The organism is Arthrobacter sp. H14 (assembly GCF_000520495.1).
Lineage (GTDB): Bacteria > Actinomycetota > Actinomycetes > Actinomycetales > Micrococcaceae > Arthrobacter_C.
In genome coordinates this window covers 1-18,136 of the sequence record NZ_KI914621.1, presented here as the reverse complement: position 1 = coordinate 18,136, position 18,136 = coordinate 1, and the positions used below count along the sequence as shown (strand labels likewise).

Annotated in this window: 16 protein-coding genes and 1 pseudogene; 6 read left to right on the top strand and 11 right to left on the bottom strand. The window is 62.4% G+C overall.

From position 1 onward, the window contains the following. Positions 1-124: 124 nt before the first annotated feature. Positions 125-1,507 (bottom strand): class I SAM-dependent RNA methyltransferase, encoded by a 1,383-nt coding sequence (locus Y707_RS0102375; protein ID WP_026533891.1) that lies wholly within the window; start codon positions 1,505-1,507, stop codon positions 125-127. Beyond that, positions 1,504-3,491: pseudogene (locus tag Y707_RS22880) on the bottom strand (APC family permease). The gene Y707_RS0102375 and the pseudogene Y707_RS22880 overlap by 4 nt, the downstream one beginning before the upstream one ends. Before the next feature lie 164 nt (positions 3,492-3,655). On the opposite strand from Y707_RS22880, the gene Y707_RS0102365 reads away from it, so the two are divergent. Together Y707_RS0102365 and Y707_RS22875 are read left to right on the top strand one after the other, a co-directional pair. Further along, positions 3,656-4,330, top strand: coding sequence for a potassium channel family protein (locus tag Y707_RS0102365; RefSeq protein WP_026533890.1), 675 nt, complete (start codon positions 3,656-3,658; stop codon positions 4,328-4,330). Further along, positions 4,327-5,004: a potassium channel family protein gene (locus Y707_RS22875; protein ID WP_035780023.1), complete on the top strand. Its 678-nt coding sequence runs from the start codon at positions 4,327-4,329 to the stop codon at positions 5,002-5,004. Before Y707_RS0102365 ends, Y707_RS22875 begins: the two co-directional genes overlap by 4 nt. Before the next feature lie 12 nt (positions 5,005-5,016). Here Y707_RS22875 and Y707_RS22870 read toward each other — a convergent pair whose 3' ends face one another. Genes Y707_RS22870 through dut form a run of 4 tightly spaced genes read right to left on the bottom strand, consistent with a single transcriptional unit; the run spans position 5,017 to position 7,365 of the window. Further along, positions 5,017-5,763, bottom strand: coding sequence for a DUF3159 domain-containing protein (locus Y707_RS22870; protein WP_035780022.1), 747 nt, complete (start codon positions 5,761-5,763; stop codon positions 5,017-5,019). Then, positions 5,760-6,092, bottom strand: a complete 333-nt coding sequence (locus Y707_RS22865; RefSeq protein WP_051441571.1) for a hypothetical protein — start codon at positions 6,090-6,092, stop codon at positions 5,760-5,762. The genes Y707_RS22870 and Y707_RS22865 overlap by 4 nt, the downstream gene beginning before the upstream one ends. After that, a complete protein-coding gene (locus Y707_RS0102345) occupies positions 6,085-6,822 on the bottom strand; it encodes a DUF3710 domain-containing protein (protein WP_026533889.1) in 738 nt (245 codons plus the stop codon). Before Y707_RS0102345 ends, Y707_RS22865 begins: the two co-directional genes overlap by 8 nt. A gap of 60 nt (positions 6,823-6,882) precedes the next feature. Then, entirely contained in the window at positions 6,883-7,365 is a 483-nt protein-coding gene (gene dut, locus Y707_RS22860; RefSeq protein WP_035780021.1) for a dUTP diphosphatase, read from the bottom strand. 131 nt (positions 7,366-7,496) lie between these two features. Here dut and Y707_RS0102335 point away from each other — a divergent pair, with 131 nt between their 5' ends. Next, positions 7,497-7,985, top strand: coding sequence for a DUF3093 domain-containing protein (locus Y707_RS0102335; RefSeq protein ID WP_026533888.1), 489 nt, complete (start codon positions 7,497-7,499; stop codon positions 7,983-7,985). A 3-nt stretch (positions 7,986-7,988) separates the two neighbouring features. Here Y707_RS0102335 and Y707_RS0102330 read toward each other — a convergent pair whose 3' ends face one another. Beyond that, positions 7,989-8,288, bottom strand: coding sequence for a DUF4193 domain-containing protein (locus tag Y707_RS0102330; RefSeq protein ID WP_026533887.1), 300 nt, complete (start codon positions 8,286-8,288; stop codon positions 7,989-7,991). Between the two features lie 208 nt (positions 8,289-8,496). On the opposite strand from Y707_RS0102330, the gene sepH reads away from it, so the two are divergent. Next, complete coding sequence (gene sepH / locus Y707_RS0102325) at positions 8,497-9,795, top strand: septation protein SepH (protein WP_026533886.1); 1,299 nt, start codon at positions 8,497-8,499, stop codon at positions 9,793-9,795. Here the strand turns inward: sepH and Y707_RS22855 are convergent. The 4 genes from Y707_RS22855 to Y707_RS0102305 form a co-directional block, all read right to left on the bottom strand. Continuing rightward, positions 9,792-10,520, bottom strand: coding sequence for a thymidine kinase (locus Y707_RS22855; protein WP_035780020.1), 729 nt, complete (start codon positions 10,518-10,520; stop codon positions 9,792-9,794). The genes sepH and Y707_RS22855 overlap by 4 nt on opposite strands. Next, positions 10,513-11,715, bottom strand: a complete 1,203-nt coding sequence (locus Y707_RS0102315; RefSeq protein WP_026533885.1) for an alkaline phosphatase family protein — start codon at positions 11,713-11,715, stop codon at positions 10,513-10,515. The genes Y707_RS22855 and Y707_RS0102315 overlap by 8 nt, the downstream gene beginning before the upstream one ends. Before the next feature lie 3 nt (positions 11,716-11,718). Next, positions 11,719-12,408, bottom strand: a complete 690-nt coding sequence (locus tag Y707_RS22850; RefSeq protein WP_035780018.1) for a DUF5998 family protein — start codon at positions 12,406-12,408, stop codon at positions 11,719-11,721. A gap of 90 nt (positions 12,409-12,498) precedes the next feature. Next, positions 12,499-15,282, bottom strand: coding sequence for a bifunctional acetate--CoA ligase family protein/GNAT family N-acetyltransferase (locus tag Y707_RS0102305; RefSeq protein WP_026533884.1), 2,784 nt, complete (start codon positions 15,280-15,282; stop codon positions 12,499-12,501). Between the two features lie 56 nt (positions 15,283-15,338). Between Y707_RS0102305 and Y707_RS0102300 the strand changes: the two genes are divergently transcribed. After that, on the top strand, positions 15,339-17,849 hold the full coding sequence (locus Y707_RS0102300) for a DNA gyrase/topoisomerase IV subunit A (protein ID WP_026533883.1): 2,511 nt from the start codon (positions 15,339-15,341) through the stop codon (positions 17,847-17,849). 52 nt (positions 17,850-17,901) lie between these two features. After that, the coding region (locus tag Y707_RS29450; protein ID WP_155852649.1) for a helix-turn-helix domain-containing protein at positions 17,902-18,136 on the top strand (235 nt) is incomplete at its 3' end.

Genomic DNA, 18,136 nt, shown 5'->3' with positions numbered 1-18,136 from the left:
CATGCCTTGCCGGCCGCAGCCGCTGAAGCCCCGGAACTACTGCTCCCATCCTAACCGCACGCGTCATCACGGCCGCTTGGATGACGGCACGTCTGCGCCGGGATGGTGACGCAGCTCTCAGTTATTACTTTTCGCCGGGCACCAGAACCGCCACTGTCTCCATGTGGTGCGTATTGGGATACAGGTCGAAAGCCCGGAGGTCGTGCATCCTCCATCCAGAGCGCCGGAAGTAACCCAGATCCCGGGCAAAGGAAGCGGGATCGCAGGAAACATATCCGACGGCTCTCGGCTCCGAGCGGATCAGCTCCTGGACGACGGCTTTGCCTGCCCCCGTCCGTGGTGGGTCCAGGACGATGCCGTTCCAGCGTGATCTTTGCGAGCGCAGTATCCGTTCAACCCGGCCCTGCAGAATGTCCACGTTCGGATACGAATGCAGGTTACGCCGCGCGTCCCGGCTGGTTCCGGCGGACCCCTCCACGGAGAGCAGCCGGCCCCGTTCTCCGACAGCGGCCGCCAATGGTGCGGTAAACAGCCCGGCTCCGGCGTACAAATCAGCTATATTTTCGCCGCTTCGGGGGTTCAGGCCGGACAGCAATGCATCGATCAGTACTTCGGGTGCCCGTCGGTGGACCTGCCAGAATCCGTCCCCGGTCACCCGGTACTCGTGTCCTGAGGCAGTCTCGGCGACCCAGGCCCGGCCCCGCAGCCGGGTCAACCTGCCGGAACCGTCGCCGATACCTCCGTCGGGCTCCCATTGTGCAACGGATACCGACACCGGCAGTTGCTTCAGGACGGTCTCAACGGTGCCTGCTGGGGCGGGCTGTTGCGGGATCAACAGGACCAGCGGCCGGCTACCGTTTGCCGGGGCCGCCACTTCCACCCGTTCGATACCGGTGTAGTCAACATCCCACAGCCTGAGATCGTTAATTGCCGCGACCGCCAGCGGCATGTTTTGCACCGGGATGATTTCTGTTGAGCGATGGGCATGCATCCCCAGCCTGCCGGTCAGCGGGTCGACGGCGAAGGCCACCCGGGTTCGCCAGGCCAGCCCCTCGCCGGTTCCGGGAGGTTCGACCGCTTCGACGGCGGTGCTGAGGTCAACGCCGGCCAGCCGGTGCAGTTGTTCCGCCAGGACTTCGCCCTTGAGCCGGCGCTGGTGCGGAAGGCTGATGTGGCCGAATTCCGCTCCGCCAACCGGGATTCGTCCCGCCGCGGCCGCCGTCGGCGCGTCTGCTTCCGGCCAAGGGTGTACGACACGGTCGGCGGCTGCCTCCAGTACCTCGACGACGTCGGCACGCCAGAATTTTGCCCCGGGATCCGCATCGGTAAGGCGGACTTTCACGGTCTCGGATGGAAGCCCGTGCCGGACGAAGATCACCCTGCCCTCGTGCCGGGCGACGAAATGCCCGCCGTGGGCGACCGGCCCCAGCGTAACGGTCAGCTGCTCCCCTTCCAGGGAAGACGGGCCGGCGCTGGTGGTGGCGGCAGATTGATCAGAGGGGCTCATTCCAGGTCCTGGTATCTCTTAATGTTCTCGGATGAAGACAGCTGCCACGGCACGCTCGCAACCATGACACCTGGTTCAAAGTGCAGGCGGGTCTTTATCCGCAACGCTGTCTGGTTGTGCACCAGCTGTTCCCACCACTTTCCCACCACTTTCCCACCACATACTCCGGAATATAGACGACGATCAGATCCCGCGGCGAATCGCGGCGGGTGTTTTTGATGTAGTCGAGAATCGGCGTCGTCGTCTCGCGGTAGGGGGATGCCAAAACGGTAATAGGGACCGGTATCTGCAGCCGCTGCCAGTCCGAAAGGGTTCGTTGAGTCTCCTCCGGATCGACGTCGACAATAATGGCGTCAAGCTTCGAGGGCCGCGACGCCCGGGCAAAGGCCAGCGCCCGCATCACCGGCTTGCGCACGTGGGAGACAAGGATGACGGCATGCACCCTTGACGGCAGTGCACGCGCCGAATGGTCCTCCCCTACTGCAAGTTCACGGGCAACGTTTTCATAGTGGCGGTGGATGCTGTACATGATGAGGAACAACACCACCATGGCGAGGACTGCGATCCATGCGCCGTACTGGAACTTGGTAATCAGCACCACCACCAGCACAACGGCGGTCATGCAGAAACCGACCATGTTAATGGTGCGGGACTTGATAATGCGGAACCGCCTGGCCCGGTCCGCGGTCTTGGTCAGTTCGCGGTTCCAGTGCCGGACCATGCCCAGTTGGCTTGCGGTGAAGGAGACGAAGACGCCGACGATGTACAGCTGGATCAGCCTGGTGACATCCGCGTCGAAGGCCACGATCAGTACCAAGGCCGCCGCAGAGAGCGCCAGCACACCATTACTGAAGGTGAGCCGGTCCCCGCGGGTGCGCAGCTGCTTGGGCAGGTACCCGTCCCGGGCCAGTATCGATGCCAGCACCGGGAACGTCTTGAAGGCCGTGTTCGCTGCCAGTATGAGAACCACCGCCGTTGCCGCGATGATCACGTAAAAGAATGGTGATGCCGGACTGAAAATGGTCTCTGCGAGCTGGCTGATCGCCGGATGCTGGATGTAGGAACCGGGGACGGGCTCACCGTCGAGGCGCAACTGTTCGTCCGGATTCTCGACGACGTGCAGTTGCGTCGCCTGGGCCAGGAAGAGAATTCCTGCCAGCATGGCAGCGGAGATGGCCCCCAGCACCAACAGGGTGGTTGCCGCGTTCCTGCTCTTCGGCTGGCGGAAACTGGGTACGCCGCTGCTGATTGCTTCGACACCCGTCAGCGCCGCCGCCCCGGATGAGAACGCCCGCAGCACGAGCAGTGCTCCGGCCAGGCCCACCAGCCCGCTGTCGAATGCGGACTCGGGTATGATTTCGAATTCGGCGCTCGGTGCCTGCTCCAAGGTGCCCGTCACGGCTTGGATAAAGCCGACCAGGATCAACCCGAGAATCGACGCGATAAAGATGTAGCTGGGAAGGGCCAGCAGTTTGCCGGACTCTTTGATCCCGCGCAGGTTCGCCAATGCAAGCAGTACGACGCCGATGGCCGCCGCCCAGACCTGCCCGCCGTCGAGTGCCGGGATAGCCGTGACCAGGTACTGCGAAGCGGAGGATATAGACACCGCAACAGTCAGTACGTAATCCACGAGCAGGGCTGACGCCACCGTGATTCCCGCTGATGGGCCGAGATTGGTGCTGGCAATCTCGTAGTCACCGCCGCCGGAGGGATAAGCGTAGACGTTCTGCCGGTAAGAGGCGATCACCACCAGCAGCACGACCAGCACCGCGAGCCCGACCCACGGTGAGAAAGTCACAGCTGTGACGCCGGCCAGAGCGAGGGTCAGCAGGATCTCGTCCGGGGCGTAGGCCACCGAGGAGAGCGCATCCGAGGCGAAGACCGGCAGCGCGATCCGCTTGGGAAGCAGTCTGCGGGTCAACCGCTCATTGCCAAACGGCTTCCCCACCAGCACCCGTTTGACGGCGTCGAAAAATGTCAGCACAGCCCTAAACGCTAGCCCCTATGGTGCGTAATGTCATGGTTGCATGGCCGTGGGCTGCGTAACGATCCGGCGGGGTTGGGATTAGACTCTCAACGGACCGGGAAAGTCGGTGCATTCCACTATGTGGCGGCCCCGGGTGGAAAGCCGAGGATTGGAGTGGTTCAATGGCGCATTTTGTGATCATGGGCTGTGGACGCGTGGGCGCCAGCCTGGCCCATACATTGGACGATTCCGGGCATTCAGTGTCCATCATTGACCAGGATGAGAGGGCCTTCCGCCGGCTGCGCAGCTCCTTTTCCGGCAACCGCGTAACCGGGGTCGGCTTTGACCGGGATACGCTGCGCCACGCGGACATCGAACATGCTTACGCCTTCGCCGCCGTCTCCAGCGGTGACAATTCCAACATCCTGGCCACCCGGGTGGCACGCGAGACGTATCACGTCCCCCATGTGGTGGCGAGGATCTACGATTCCGGCCGTGCGGAGATATACCAGCGGCTGGGTATCCCCACCGTCGCAGCAGTGCGCTGGAGCGCCGATCAGGTGCTGCGCAGGATCCTGCCCGAGCAGAGCATCGCCGGTGACTTCCGCGAGTCCTCGGGGCGCTTGATCCTCGGCGAAGTCAATCTCGATGCAGGGTGGATCGGCCAACCCCTCACCGCCATCGAGCAAGCAACCGGAGCGCGGGTGGCCTACCTGACCAGATTCGGTGAAGGAACCCTTCCCCGTCCCGGCACCAGCTATCAACAGGGCGACATTGTGCACATGATGATGGAGGTCAAGACCAGCGACGAAATCAACCGCATCCTGTCGATGCCCCCGGTCAAGGAGTCAGAGTGAAAGTCGTTATTATCGGAGCCGGCAGTGTTGGTTCTTCGATTGCCCGCGAGCTCATTTCCCACCGGCACAATGTGATGCTGATCGATCAGAAGCCCGAGTTGGCCGCGCGCAGCGAACTCGGGGAGGTCGAATGGATGGTTGGAGATGCCTGCGAACTCTCAACGCTGCAGAACGCACGGCTTGAGGAGGCCGACGTCGTCGTCTCCGCCACCGGCGATGACAAGGTCAATCTTGTGGTCTCCCTGCTGGCCAAATCGGAATTCGGTGTGGGACGTACCGTTGGTCGGGTCAACAACCCGAAGAATGACTGGATGTTCGACGATTCGTGGGGCGTGGATGTAGCTGTCAATACGCCCCGATTGATGACCGCGCTGGTCGAGGAAGCGGTGGAGATCGGCGACCTGGTCCGGCTCCTGACCCTGCAGACCGGCGTTTCCAATCTGGTCGAATTCACCGTGCCGGCCGACGCCGCCCTGGTGGGGAAAACCGTGGCCGCCATCGAGTGGCCGCTGGACTCGGCCCTGGTGGCGATCCTTCGCGATGATGCCCCCATCAGCCCCAGCCCTGATGATGTGATTGAGGCGGGGGACGAATTATTCTTCATCACGACCATCGCCGCCGAAGACGAACTGCGCCAGCTGCTGGTGCCCCAGCGCTCAACCGAGGATCAGTAGACCCGGCGGTTCCTAGGAGGCATCCGGTCCATGGTGATGATCGAGCCGTTCCTGCGCCTCGACGATCTCCTTTGGCCGCGAAATCAGCCAGGCGACCCACAAGCCCAGGGCGTAGAGCGGGACACCCATGATCAGCCGGGTCGTGCCCAGTGCCACGAGTCCGGACTCACCCATCAGATACAGCGGTACCTGGACGATCAGGCGCAGTGCGAGCACGGTAATGATGATCAGCGTAGCCAAGTTGTAGACGCGGATCCGGCTGCGGTCCTGGCGCCAGTGCAGACCTTCGCCACGGATAAACCCGAATAACAGTCCTGCTATCGGCCACTTGACGGCCATCGAGATCAGCATCCCGACGATGTAGGCGCTGTTCGTGATGAAGCCGACGACGTAGAAGTCTTCGGCCTCACCGGTGCTGTTTGCCACCCAGGCGCAGATTCCGACGCCGATGAGCCCCGAGAATGCCTGGGTAACCGTGGTGCGCTGGATCAGGCGGAGGACTGTAAAAGCGGCCGCAGCGGCGAGGGAGGCGATGAGGGCTGTCTGCAGCTGCCTGGTTACTGTGAACAGGACCAGGAACACGAGCCCGGGAAGGATTCCCTCCACAAGTCCGCGGATTCCGCCGACGGACTTGAGCACGTCGATCTGACCGTCGTCGCGCCGTTCTATCCCCGACTGCGCGGCGTAGTTACCGGCGACGTCGGCAAAAGACTTCTCATCCCGCTGCGGGTCGCCGTTTTCCTCACCGGGCTTGCTCATGTTCGCTCCTGCCGGCAGTTGATTTCATACCGCGGGTTGTAAATAGTCGGGATTCCGTCCACCAGGGAGACCATTCCTTCAAATTCAAGGTCTGTTCCGGCGGAAATGCCGGCGATCTGGCGTTGGCCAATCCAGATCAGCCGGATGCGTTGGCCGGAGGGCTTGCGTCGGGATGACGGGCCAGGGGGAACTTCAGCCTGCGCGGCATCGGCATTCCCTGCCGCGGAATGCTCCAGCACAACGGCCGAAAATGACGGCGCCGCGGCAGCCGGTGGAACGGTAATCGAGTCGATCGTCCCCCGGTACTTGGCGCGTGATCTCTTAGCCAATGTGCGTTATTTCAGGACCGCGCTTGAACCGGTCGGCCGGCTCTGAAGCTTCAGCGGGCTTGTCGGCCGGAACGTTGCCCTTCGCATCCGAGACCGCATCCTTGGGCAGCCGCAGAGGCAGCAATTCCCGCGGGGGCAGCGGGCTCTCGCCGCGGATAACCACTACGGAGCGGAACAACCCTTCCAGGTCGGCGGCCTTCTCCCGGTCCAGGGCAGCGTCGCCGCCAAAGACGCCGCGCAGGAACCAGCGTGGACCGTCCACGCCGATGAAGCGTGCAACACGGAATCCCCGTTTGCCGTCGGCTGTCTGCGCCGGCAGCTTCGCGACGATTTCAGCGCCGAAGCGCCCGTCAATCTCTTCGATTGTGCCGCCCTGCGAACTTACTGATGTTCCAATCTGGCCGCGGATCTCATCCCACAGCCCCTCCGAACGTGGAGCGGCGAATGCCTGCAACTGCAGGCTGGAACCGTTCAAGTCCAGCGTGATGGCGACAACGCGTTTGGTGCGTTCTTCGACCTCCAGCCGCAGCTGCAGTCCTTCGCGCGGTGTGACAAGGATGGAACCGAGGTCGACGTAGCCGTCCTTGGATTCGATATCCTCCTCGTCGTAGGGACCGCGGGGTTGCTCGTCGACGGGATCGGTGCTGCTCTCCTCCACCTCCTCGTCAGGGGTGCCGGTCTCCTCCGCATCCCGTTGCTGATTGCCCTTCTTCAGGCGCCCAAATGCCATGATTGGGTTCCTCTCCTCTTCGAATGCACACTGGGTGATTGACCCACTGGAAATCCCTGTTCAGCGTGCAGCAGCATTGCCGAAACCGCCGGTGGAACCGAAGCCGCCGGCGCCCCGCAATGAGTCCGGCAACTCCTCCACCACCTGGAATCTTGCCTGCTCCACACGTTGAATCACCATTTGGGCAATTCTATCGCCGCGGCGCAGGCTGATGGGTTCGGCCCGGTCAGTATTGAGCAGAGTGACGGAAATTTCGCCACGATAGCCCGCGTCCACCGTCCCTGGCGCATTCACAATCGTGAGCCCGTGTTTGGTGGCGATCCCGGAGCGGGGATGGATCAGCGCCACATAGCCGACGGGCAGCGCCACGGCGACGCCGGTAGGCACAAGGACGCGCTCTCCGGGGCCAAGGTGGACATCCACCCTGGTGCGGAGATCGGCACCGGCATCGCCGGGATGTGCATAGGAAGGGATCTCCAGATCCGGATCGAGCTGCTTGAGCTCAATATTGACAAAGCTGTCCGCTGCCTGTGTTGGTTCCACGTCAAATTCTCCCGCTGTCGCCGCTGCGTCAGCTCATCACTCTAGCGTCTCCGGGCACCTCACGCGCGGGGCCGCCGTCGTCCCGGGCACCGCGAGGTGAAAAGGGGCGGCAAAAGTGAAAAGCTGAGGTCATGTCAGATTCGTCCTCCGCCCTTCCCCCGGCGCCAGCCAAGGCCGCACCGCTCTTCCAGGAAAAACTCTGGCCGGCCGTGTGGATCTGGATAGTGGTCCTGGGCCTCTCGGCAGCCGGGATCTTTATTTTCGCGCCGATCAGTATCACCGCCGGCGTTGTTGCGGCCATCATTCTTGCCATAACGATGACGGTCCTGCTGATACTGACCACACCCCGCATCGTTGTCACGGAACGGACGCTGCAGGTCGGCCGTGCCACCATTGACCGCCAGCATGTCGGGATGGTTGAGGCGTTCCGGGACAGCGAGGCCACGGAACAGCGTGGACCGCAACTGCACGGTCTGGCGTATCTGTGTATCCGCGGCTGGGTGGGCCCGGTGGTGCGGATTGAGATTACCGACGATTCAGACCCCACGCCATATTGGCTGGCCTCGACGCGGCACCCGGACCAGCTGTCGGCTGCCCTGCAGACTCCTGCGAAAGCGTGATGGTCAGGACTCGCAATCCTTGCAGAAATACAGCCCGTCCTTCTCCCTTGCGATCTGCGAGCGGTGACGGACCAGAAAGCATGACGCACAAGTAAATTCGTCGGCTTGGGCCGGCTGCACCCGGACCTGGAGTTCCTCCCCGGACAGGTCGGCGCCCGGCAACTCGAAACCCTCGGCGGCGTCCGTTTCATCTTCATCAACGGCGGAGGACTGTTTGTTGGTCCGGTGCGTCTTCAGTTCTTCAATCGAGTCTTCGCTGTCTTCATCTTCGCCCTTGCGCGGCGCGTCGTAGTCTGTAGCCATGATTGTCGTTCACGCTCCGGTCATTGCGGTTCCACGGTTGGCCGGCCCAAGCTGATCTGAACCCGGCTCGTCGTACATAACGTCTGCAGACCGGTTTTTGTGCCCTCGGCGCAGTAAGTGTCCCGCCACGCCTGGCGCGTTAGTAGGAAAACGCCACATTCGGTGGCAAAGTTTCGTTCAAGAGTATATGTCTGGCGGAGGGTAATTCATGCAGGATCTACGACTGGTGGGTGTCCATGATGGTGGTGAACATCTGCTCCTGAGCGGCACCGGCGGGGAAATCTACCGCCTGCGCATCGATGAAGCGCTCCGGGTTGCATCCTCCCGCGCGCCGCACCGCTCGGCCCGCCAAGTGCCTTCCAGGCCTGCTTCGACCGGGGGCAGCGAACCCGTTATCAATCTCTCTCCCAGGGATATTCAGGCCCGCATCCGCGCAGGTGCGACGGCGCAGGAGGTAGCCGGGGAATCCGGACTGGATCTGGCCCGGATCGAACGCTATGAAGGGCCTGTCCGCGCTGAACGCGACTATATGGCCCAGCAGGCACAAAAAGTGGAAGTAGCCACTGCCCTGCCACACCACGATGGATACCGCTCCGCATTCGGCGACAACGCGGCAACCCTGGGCGGGATGGTTTCACATCGCCTGACGGCCTACGGCTTCGAGTCAAACACTGTGGAATGGGATGCCTGGCGCCGTCCGGACGGATCCTGGAACGTGGTGGCCCGTTTTGATGCTGATTCAGAGGCAGCTGCCAGTGTCGGGGAGCAGCCGCCGGCTCAGTGGACCTTCAATCCTTTGCGGAAGACCGTACAGAACGGCAATCGTTGGGCCCAGGTCCTGAGTGAACTTGAGCCTATGGATGGGCCCTTGCCGGCCAGGCGCCTCTCGGCAGTGGCCGACCGGGTCTTTGATTTTGAAGCCGAAAAGGATGACGCCGACGACGACAAGCCGGCGGACAATCTCGATTCCGATAACCTGCTGGATGTCCTCAGATCACGCAGGGGCCAGCGCATAGGTTCGGACGAGGACGGCGATGATGCGCTCGCACTGATGCTCAGCAGCGGTGGAGTTCCAGCGGCCCATCCGCGCAACGAAGAGGCGCAGGCTGGCGCTGGCGATGACAGCGAATCCACATCGGACGATGGCGCGTTCCCTGGCCTCAGCCTTGCTCCGAACTACCGTGAAGATGAACAGGAACACCATCTCCACGATGGGGTCAGCACGGAGACGCGGGAAATCACCATATCGGCGTCACCGCGACAGCAGACGGAGTCGTCGGACAGCAGGTCTGTCCGTCCGGGCCGGGACAGGGATACAGCCAACGAGGACAGCTTCCAGGACGATCGGCAGCAGCCGACTCCCCGGGATCAACGGCACAAGACGTCCGACGCCGGTTCCCAGGCGCAGCGCTCCGGCGACAGCGAGCAGGACAGGAAGCAGATTAAGCCTAAACGATCCAGTGTGCCGAGCTGGGACGAGATCGTCTTCGGCACAAAGGGTGACTAGTACTTAGGTTCAAAGGGCAGCAACTGATCTGCCTCAGCCATGATGTTCGCGCGGTGGGTTGTGGTCCGACGCATGTAGTGCCGGCGGCAGAGCGTCTCATAGCCCACAGCGGGCGTCGTTTCCAATAGACTGTCCAGTCCTCCTCCGGACAATACTTCCTGGCGCGGATCGTCATCCGTTGTGGCCATGTCGTCATCGCCGACATTGCCGATCACCATCTGATCTCCCTCGACCACCATCACCCCATCGATGGTGCGGGCGTTGTGTGTGGCCCGTTTTCCGCACCAGCACAGTGCTTCCACCTGCAGGACCTGGACCCGGTCCGCCAGCTCTATGAGTCGCTGCGATCCCGGGAAGAGCTGCGTTTTAAAATCCGTCGTGATGCCAAAAGCAAAGACATCCACGTCCATTTCATCGACAAGGCCGGCCAGTTGTTCGACATGTTCAGGACTATAGAACTGGGCCTCATCACAGATGAGGTAGTCCACTCTTTCCCCACGGGTACGCCTGTCAACCACTTCAGCCCGGAAATCAGTACTCCCGGTAACCTCAACCGCCGCCGTCTGTAATCCCAGGCGGCTGGAGATAGCGGCCGTTCCAGCCCGGTCTTTACAGCTGAAAAGTACACCTCCGCGGTTGCGGGCGCGGTGATTATGGTCCATCTGCAGCGCGAGCGCCGACTTTCCGCAATCCATGGTTCCGGAAAAGAAAATCAGTTCAGCCACGTACAGCCTTCCGTGCTCCAGAACGTCCTTTGTTGGCCGGAACCTCAATATTCACCAGGGGTATCTCCCGTTCAGCACGGGTCAGGGAACCGTGCTGCCCCACTACCTCCAAGGCCGTGGGCCGGACCCGCCGGGTGTCGTAGAACGCCACCGGCTCCCGGGCCGCTATCAGTACGTCGCCGATCCGTCCGGCCACCTTCGGATCCACAGCTGCGCCGAAGTAACCTGACCGGATCGCCTCTTCGCGTGTCATCACCCACGCCTCGTGACCGTGGGCTTCCCGCCATGCGGCCAGCAAACGTTCGCGTTGCCCTTCGCCGCCATCGGGTTCAAGGTACAGATGCACCATGCGCGGTTCGCCGGCAGTATGCCGGACGCCGTCAATCAGGTGTGGATTTGCCGCATAGTCATAACGGCGGGATTCGGGCACATCGACCATCCCGTGGTCGGCGGTCAGCAGGAGCTGGGTCCCCGGCGGAAGCTGCGAACTGAGTCGGCGCATCGCCCCGTCCAGCTCCTCCAGTTCGTGTTCCCATTCGGACGATTGGAATCCGTACCGGTGTCCGGCACGGTCCAACTCATTGAAGTACAGATACATCAGCATGCGGGAATTATCTGCCATCGCGCCGGCGGCGGCCGCTGTTTTCGCGTGGGAGGATGTCGCGGGAATGAATGACCCGCCCCGCAGTGCCGCCCGTGTCATTGCGGACGATTCAAATTTCGGCAGGCTCACGGTGGCAACCGGAACCTCTGCTTCAATCCGCTCGAATATTGTGGGGTGTGGCTGCCAGCGTGCGGGATCGACGTTAGCATCCCAACCGCCGAGCATGTTGACGACCTTGTCCTGGTCCGGATCAAGCACGTCGAAGCCGACCATGCCATGCTCGCCGGGGGTTAAGCCGGTGCCCAGCGAAGCCAGCGACGTCGCCGTCGTCGAGGGGAAAGCAGATGACAGTGTTGGGGCACCGTCCATGGAGCGGCGCAAAAACGGCGCGTGGCCTCCGCGGTCCTTGAGTTGGGCCTTGCCGAGTCCGTCAACCAGCACCACGCAAATCCGGTCGGCCGATGGCAGCTGCAGATGATTCGTGTATCCCGGCAGGCCGAGCGCGGAGGCCGAGCTAACGAAGACTTCCGCTATCGAATTCCGCCCGTAGCCTGGCGCGGCGGGCAGGACTTGTTCACGGGTATGGCTCATTCTCTACCGCTGATGATGGCCGCGGGAGGTGCGGCCGCCCAAGTTGGTCAGCCGGGTGCGGGACTGATCCAGCGGCGCCTGTTCCTGCCGTACCGCCGGAGCCTGGCTGGTATTCGCCCGGCGCAGCGCCCGGGCAAACGACTTGGCGTTCTTCACGGCGTCAGCTCCATCGGCTTCCTCGCTGACGCGCAGGACGATGTCCTCCTGTGCGATGGTGCCGGTGTAACCATGATCGGCGTCGCACTGCGGATCTCCGCAGCTGGCCGGTCCCATGTCGATGCGTTGCCCACCCGACCAGGCAATAGCCAGCGTCAGTTCCCGCGCCTCGTCGGATGGTTCATAATTCTGAGGCTGTGCGTAGAGGTAACTGAGCACCACAGAACGGATCTGGGTGACAGGAACGGATTCGGTTGATATCTGCGCCACAACCTGATCCCCCGCTTCGTCGAGCTGCTGATCGTCGACGTGGGTGATGACCATCATGTCCTCGGTCAGCACCAGAACGGTGATATGCCGGTGAACCTCGGTGCGGTCAAAATGGGTTTCCAAATGAACCAGGTGTGACAGCGGTTCCCGGCCGTCAAGGGCATCGTGGACGACGTCGGCCACCATGCGTGGATAGAATCCGGCGCGCTGCAGCGAGCCGTCCAGTCGCTGCGCTTCGTCCGGCTGGGTTCCAGGTGAAGGATTCATTATTTCAGTTTCCCAGAAAGACTAGGCAGGTCATAACGGGACGGGACTTATCCACAAGCGGATGCGGCTGCTTGGTCTTTGCGGCTTCCCCTAACCCCGCATGGCACGCCGGGCGCTGTCGGTGCGTTGGGCGGGGTTGCCAATGCGCAGGTCCGCGTTCAGAATATTGAGTCCGGTGTCCGAGACGAGCACCGGATTGAACTCCATCAACGCCAGTTCGGGATGCTCGTCCTTCAGCACCGACAGCCGGGCAACCAGGTCCTCGAGGGCTTCGATCCGCACCGGTGGGAGCCCCTGGTAGCCAAAGAGTTTCCGGGCGGCCCGGGGCGCACGAACCAGGTCAGCAACGTCGACATTGGTCAACGGCGGAATGCGGTGTGACCAGTCGTCGAGCAGATTGACAGCATCACCGGCCAGGCCGAAGGAAACGACCGGACCGAGCAGGGGGTCTTCAATAGCGCGCAGACTGCAGGCTTGGCCGGTTCTGGCCATGGTCTGAACTTCCAGCCCGAATGTGCCATATGGTTCGAGGATCTTCCGCATCTGGTCTATATTGCTGCGCAGCGATTCCGGTCCGGTGATGTTCAACCGTACACCGCCCAGATCGAGGCGATGCCGGAGGTGTTCATCCATGGTCTTGATGGCGACGGGCCAGCCCAGCTGGTCAGCTGCAGCGATGGCCTCCTCCGTCGTCTGGAAGGGTGCGGAGGGCAGAATTGGAATGCCGTAGTGGCTCAACAATTCCGCGGCTTCCTCCTGGCTGAGCCGGTACAGACCGCTGCCGGAGACATTTTGTTGCAGGCGGTCCACGTGCGCCGCCGCGGCATCGGTATCGATACCATCCGGTTCCACGAACTCGCCGTGGTCCCGTTGGACCCATTGGGCGTATTGAACGACCGCGGCGAGCGCGGCAACAGCCTTGCCGGGAGTCGAGTAGCACGGCAGACCTTGCTGGCGTGCCTGGGACGGGTTGGATGCGGAAGTGGCCGAAGGCAGCGCCTGGGACGGTTCCGAAAGCGCCGCAGACGGTTCGGGCTGCACCTCCGCCGGCGATTGGGCGCCCGGAATTTCAAGAAGCCCCTCTGCCCGGACTGACGGATCCAGTATCCCGCTGAAGGCTGCCACTACCGGCTTGCCGGCCTGCACGGAACATTCGTGCAGGACGGCTGCAATATTTTCCACACTGACGCCGCGGGCGGGCAACAGTGCGACGACGGCGGCGTCCACCTTGGGCAGTTGCAGTACCTCAAGCAGTCGGCGCCGCAGAAGGGGCAGGGCCGCCGACATTCCAGTATCCAGATCAAGATCGGCGGCCAGCTGCGATACGGCAAGGTCGTGGGATTCTGCGCCGTCGACCGTCACCTTTCCGAGTGCGAGCGAATTGCTGACAACGGCTATCGAAGGACCTGCCGGCAGCGGCTGGCTCACCACGATCTGGGCGATATCGGACAGTTCTTCGCTCGTAGTGACCCTGATCACCCCGGCCTGGCGCAGCATTGCATCCAAGGCCCCGTGAGGAGCCTGCGTGGTGCGGACCAGATGCCCGGGAGGCAGTTGAAGCCCCATCACATCGGATTTGGCGACGATCACGGGCTTACGCCGGGACAGCCGGCGGGCAATGCGGGAAAACTTACGGGGATTGCCGATCGACTCGAGATAGAGCCCTGCCGCACGAGTATCCGGATCGTCCTCCCAATGCTGCATCAGGTCGTTGCCGGAGACATCCGCCCTGTTGCCTGCCGACAAGAACGAGGACACTCCAATTCCGCGCCGGCTCGCGGCGGCATACAGCAGGACACCAACCGCGGCAGACTGGCTGAACAATCCGAAACCGCCACGCTGCGGCAACTGTGGAGCCATCGAAGCATTCAGCGATACCTCCGGAAGTGTGTTGATCATTCCCAGAGAGGCAGGTCCGATGACACGCATTCCGTTGGCTCTGGCTCCCCGGACCAAAGCCCGCTGGCGCTCGCTGCCGTGCTCGCCGTCGTCGGCAAATCCCGCGGTGACCACGAGGACACCGCGGACACCGGCAGCTGCGCATTCGGAAACCACCGTGGGTACTTCTTCATAGGGAACGGCGATGACGGCCAGCTCCACCGGGTCTTTGATCTCCGACACCTTGGCGTGGGATACCATCCCGCCGATCTCGAAGGATTCGGGATTGACCGCGTAAACCGGTCCGGTGAAGCCGCCTTCGATAATGTGCTCGAGCAATTGGTGGCCCACTGATCCTGCACTGCGGCCGGCACCTATGACCGCAACCGAGGAGGGGGACAGCAGCTCGGCAATGCTTCTGGCCTCCGCCCGGTGCTCGCGTGACTCCATGACCGCCCTGGACCGCGATGTGGGATCGATGTTAAAGCTCAGTGCCACCACTCCGTCGTCGAAATGCCGTTCGACTTCATACCCCGCATCCGAAAAGACATCGAGCATCCTGCGGTTCGTGGGCAGGACTTCGGCAGAAAACTTCCGGATGCCGTTCTCCCGGGCAGCGGCTGTGAGGTGCTCGAGCAGGATTGAGCCAAGCCCGCGGCCCTGATGGTGGTCGGAAATGTTGAACGCCACCTCCGCCACGGCCGGATCATCCAAGCGGTCATAGCGGCCGATGCCGATGATTTCGGCCCCACGGACTATTGCGAACGCCACCCGGTCCCTGTAGTCCATTTCGGTAAACCGCTTCAGCTCCTTGCTGCTGAGTTTGGACTTGTAGGTGAAGAAGCGCATATAAATAGAGTTCTGTGACTGGGCCGTGTGGAAAGCCTGAACTGCAGCGGCATCCGCCTGGCCGATGGGCCGCAAATGCGCGGTTCCGCCGTCGCGCAACACGACGTCGGCTTCCCAATATTCGGGGTAATGTCCCTGTTCCGCCATAGACTCAGCTTAGCGATTATTGTCCTTTACACCTTGAAGCGAGGATTTACTTCTCTATGGCCCGGCGCCGAGCGACTGCACCGCCCCAGGATTTCACGGAAAACATCGTCGATATCGACGTCACCTCCGAGATGGAGGGCTCGTTCCTCGAGTACGCATATTCCGTCATATATTCACGCGCTCTTCCGGATGCCCGTGACGGTCTCAAGCCGGTGCACCGGCGGATTCTGTACATGATGACGGATATGGGCCTGCGTCCGGACCGCGGGCATGTGAAGTCGGCCAGGGTCGTCGGGGAAGTGATGGGGAAGCTCCACCCCCACGGCGACGCCGCCATCTACGACGCGATGGTGCGGATGGCCCAGCCCTTCTCGATGCGGCTGCCGTTGATTGACGGACACGGAAACTTTGGCTCCCTCGATGACGGCCCGGCTGCGCCCCGCTATACCGAGGCACGTCTCACTGCCGCTGCTCTGGCGCTGACAGACCATTTGGGCGAAGACGTCGTCGACTTTGTCCCGAACTACGACAACCAGCTCACCCAGCCGGAGGTCCTGCCAGCGGCCTATCCGAACCTGCTGGTCAACGGCTCCTCCGGTATCGCCGTCGGCATGGCCACCAATATGGCTCCACACAATCTCGGGGAAGTCATCGCCGCCGCCAGGCACCTGATTGCCAACCCCGACGCCACCCTGGACGACCTGATGGAATTCGTGCCGGGTCCGGATCTTCCCGGCGGCGGCAAGATCGTTGGACTGAGCGGTATCCGCGACGCCTATGCTTCCGGGCGCGGATCCTTCAAGATGCGCGCCAAGGTGGAGGTTGAGCAGCTCAATGCCCGCCGGACAGGTTTGGTGGTCACGGAGCTGCCCTACGCCGTCGGGCCGGAAAAAGTGATCGAGAAGATCAAGGACGCCGTCACCTCCAAAAAACTTCAGGGAATTTCCGACGTCGTCGACCTGACGGACCGCACGCACGGGCTGCGGCTGGTGATTGAGCTGAAGAACGGTTTCAACCCGACCGCGGTGTTGCAGCAGCTGTACCGGTATTCGCCAATGGAAGACTCCTTCGGCATCAACAACGTCAGCCTCGTTGACGGGCAGCCGCGCACCCTGGGGCTGGTTGAACTGCTGCAGGTGTACGTTGACCACCGGATCAGTGTTGTCCGCCGGCGCACCGCCTTCCGGCTGGCGAAGAAGAAGGACCGCCTGCACCTGGTCGAGGGTCTGCTGATCGCCATTGTCGATATCGATGAAGTTATCCAGATCATCCGCTCCTCCGATGAGGTGGCCGCAGCACGGGAACGGCTGATGGCGATCTATGACCTGACGGAGATCCAGGCGAACCACATTCTTGAACTCCGTCTGCGGCAGCTGACGAAATACTCGCGGATCGAACTTGAGAAGGAGCAGGACGAGCTGCGGCGCGATATCGAGGCGCTGGAGACGATCCTCAACTCCGAGGAATTGCTGAGGGACCTGGTCTCCAACGAACTCGGAGAAGTAGCCGATAAGTATGCCACGGAGCGCCGGACCATCCTGCTGGAGGCGGAGGCCGCAGCACCGGCCACGGCGTCGGCACCGGCGATCGGAAGCAAGAGCGCCAAGCCCGTTATGGCACTGGAAATCGCAGACGATCCCTGCTGGGTCGTCCTGTCCACTTCCGGGCAGCTGGCCCGGACCTCGGACCGGAATCCATTGGCGGAATCGGGACCCCGGACGAAGCACGACGTCTTTAAAGCGTTGATAGGCACTACGGCCCGGGCTGAAATTGCCGCAGTCACGTCCCTGGGCCGGATGGTGCGCGTTCAGGTGATGGATATGCCGGTGCTGCCGGCAACATCCGGACTCCCGAATCTCACCGGCGGCGTGCCCTCCAACGAATTCATCACTCTGCTCAAGGGCGAATCCCTGGTCTCGCTGGTGCCGTTGGACCAGGTCATTGCCTTGGGCACGGAGCAGGGCGTGGTCAAACGGGCCATCCCTGAATATCCGCTCAATCGTGACGACTGGGACATCATTGCGCTCAAGCCGAAAGACAGGATTGTGGGCGCGGCAGCCGTGGGGGAAAACGACCAGCTCGTGTTCATTACGGCACAGGCCCAGTTACTCACTTTCGCCGCCAGTCTGGTCCGGCCGCAGGGCCGCACCGCGGGCGGTATGGCCGGGGTCAAGGTCGCCGCTGAAGATTCGGTGCTCTTCTTTGGCGTGGTCAAGGCAGACGACCCTTCCGCCGTCGTCGTCACCATTGCCAATGCCTCATCCGTGCTGCCCGGCATGTCAGCCGGCTCGGCGAAGGTCACGGAGTTTTCCGAATTCCCGGCAAAGGGACGGGCCACTGCGGGAGTCCGCGCTCACCGTTTCCTCAAGGGCGAAGACGCGCTGACCGTCGCCTGGGCCGGACATGGCCCGGCGAAGGCTTCCTCCTCGAACGGTGTTTCCAGGGCGTTGCCGAACGAATATGGCCGCCGGGATGGCTCGGGTGTTCCGCTGTCACAAACTGTCGAACTGTTGGGTCCGTCGCAAAGCTGGCCCATCGCAACGGAGGCAGCGCCTGCCGGCGAGTAGGAGCTAGTGTGTTGCGCCGTTAGTTCGTTGCTAGTTGTTGGTAGGCTGGAGTATGGCGCAACGAGGACCGGCATTGGCCGAAGTGAGACTCTCCGATACGGAACGTGACCAGTTGGTGCGGTGGGTTCGTAGGCGTAAGTCCGCGCAGGATCTGGCGCTACGTTCCAGAGTCGTGCTGGAGTGCGCGACGGGGGTGTCGAATTCGGAGGTGAGCAGGCGGTTGCAGTTGTCGCTGCCCACGGTTCGGAAATGGCGTTCCCGGTTCCTGGAGCGACGTCTGGACGGTC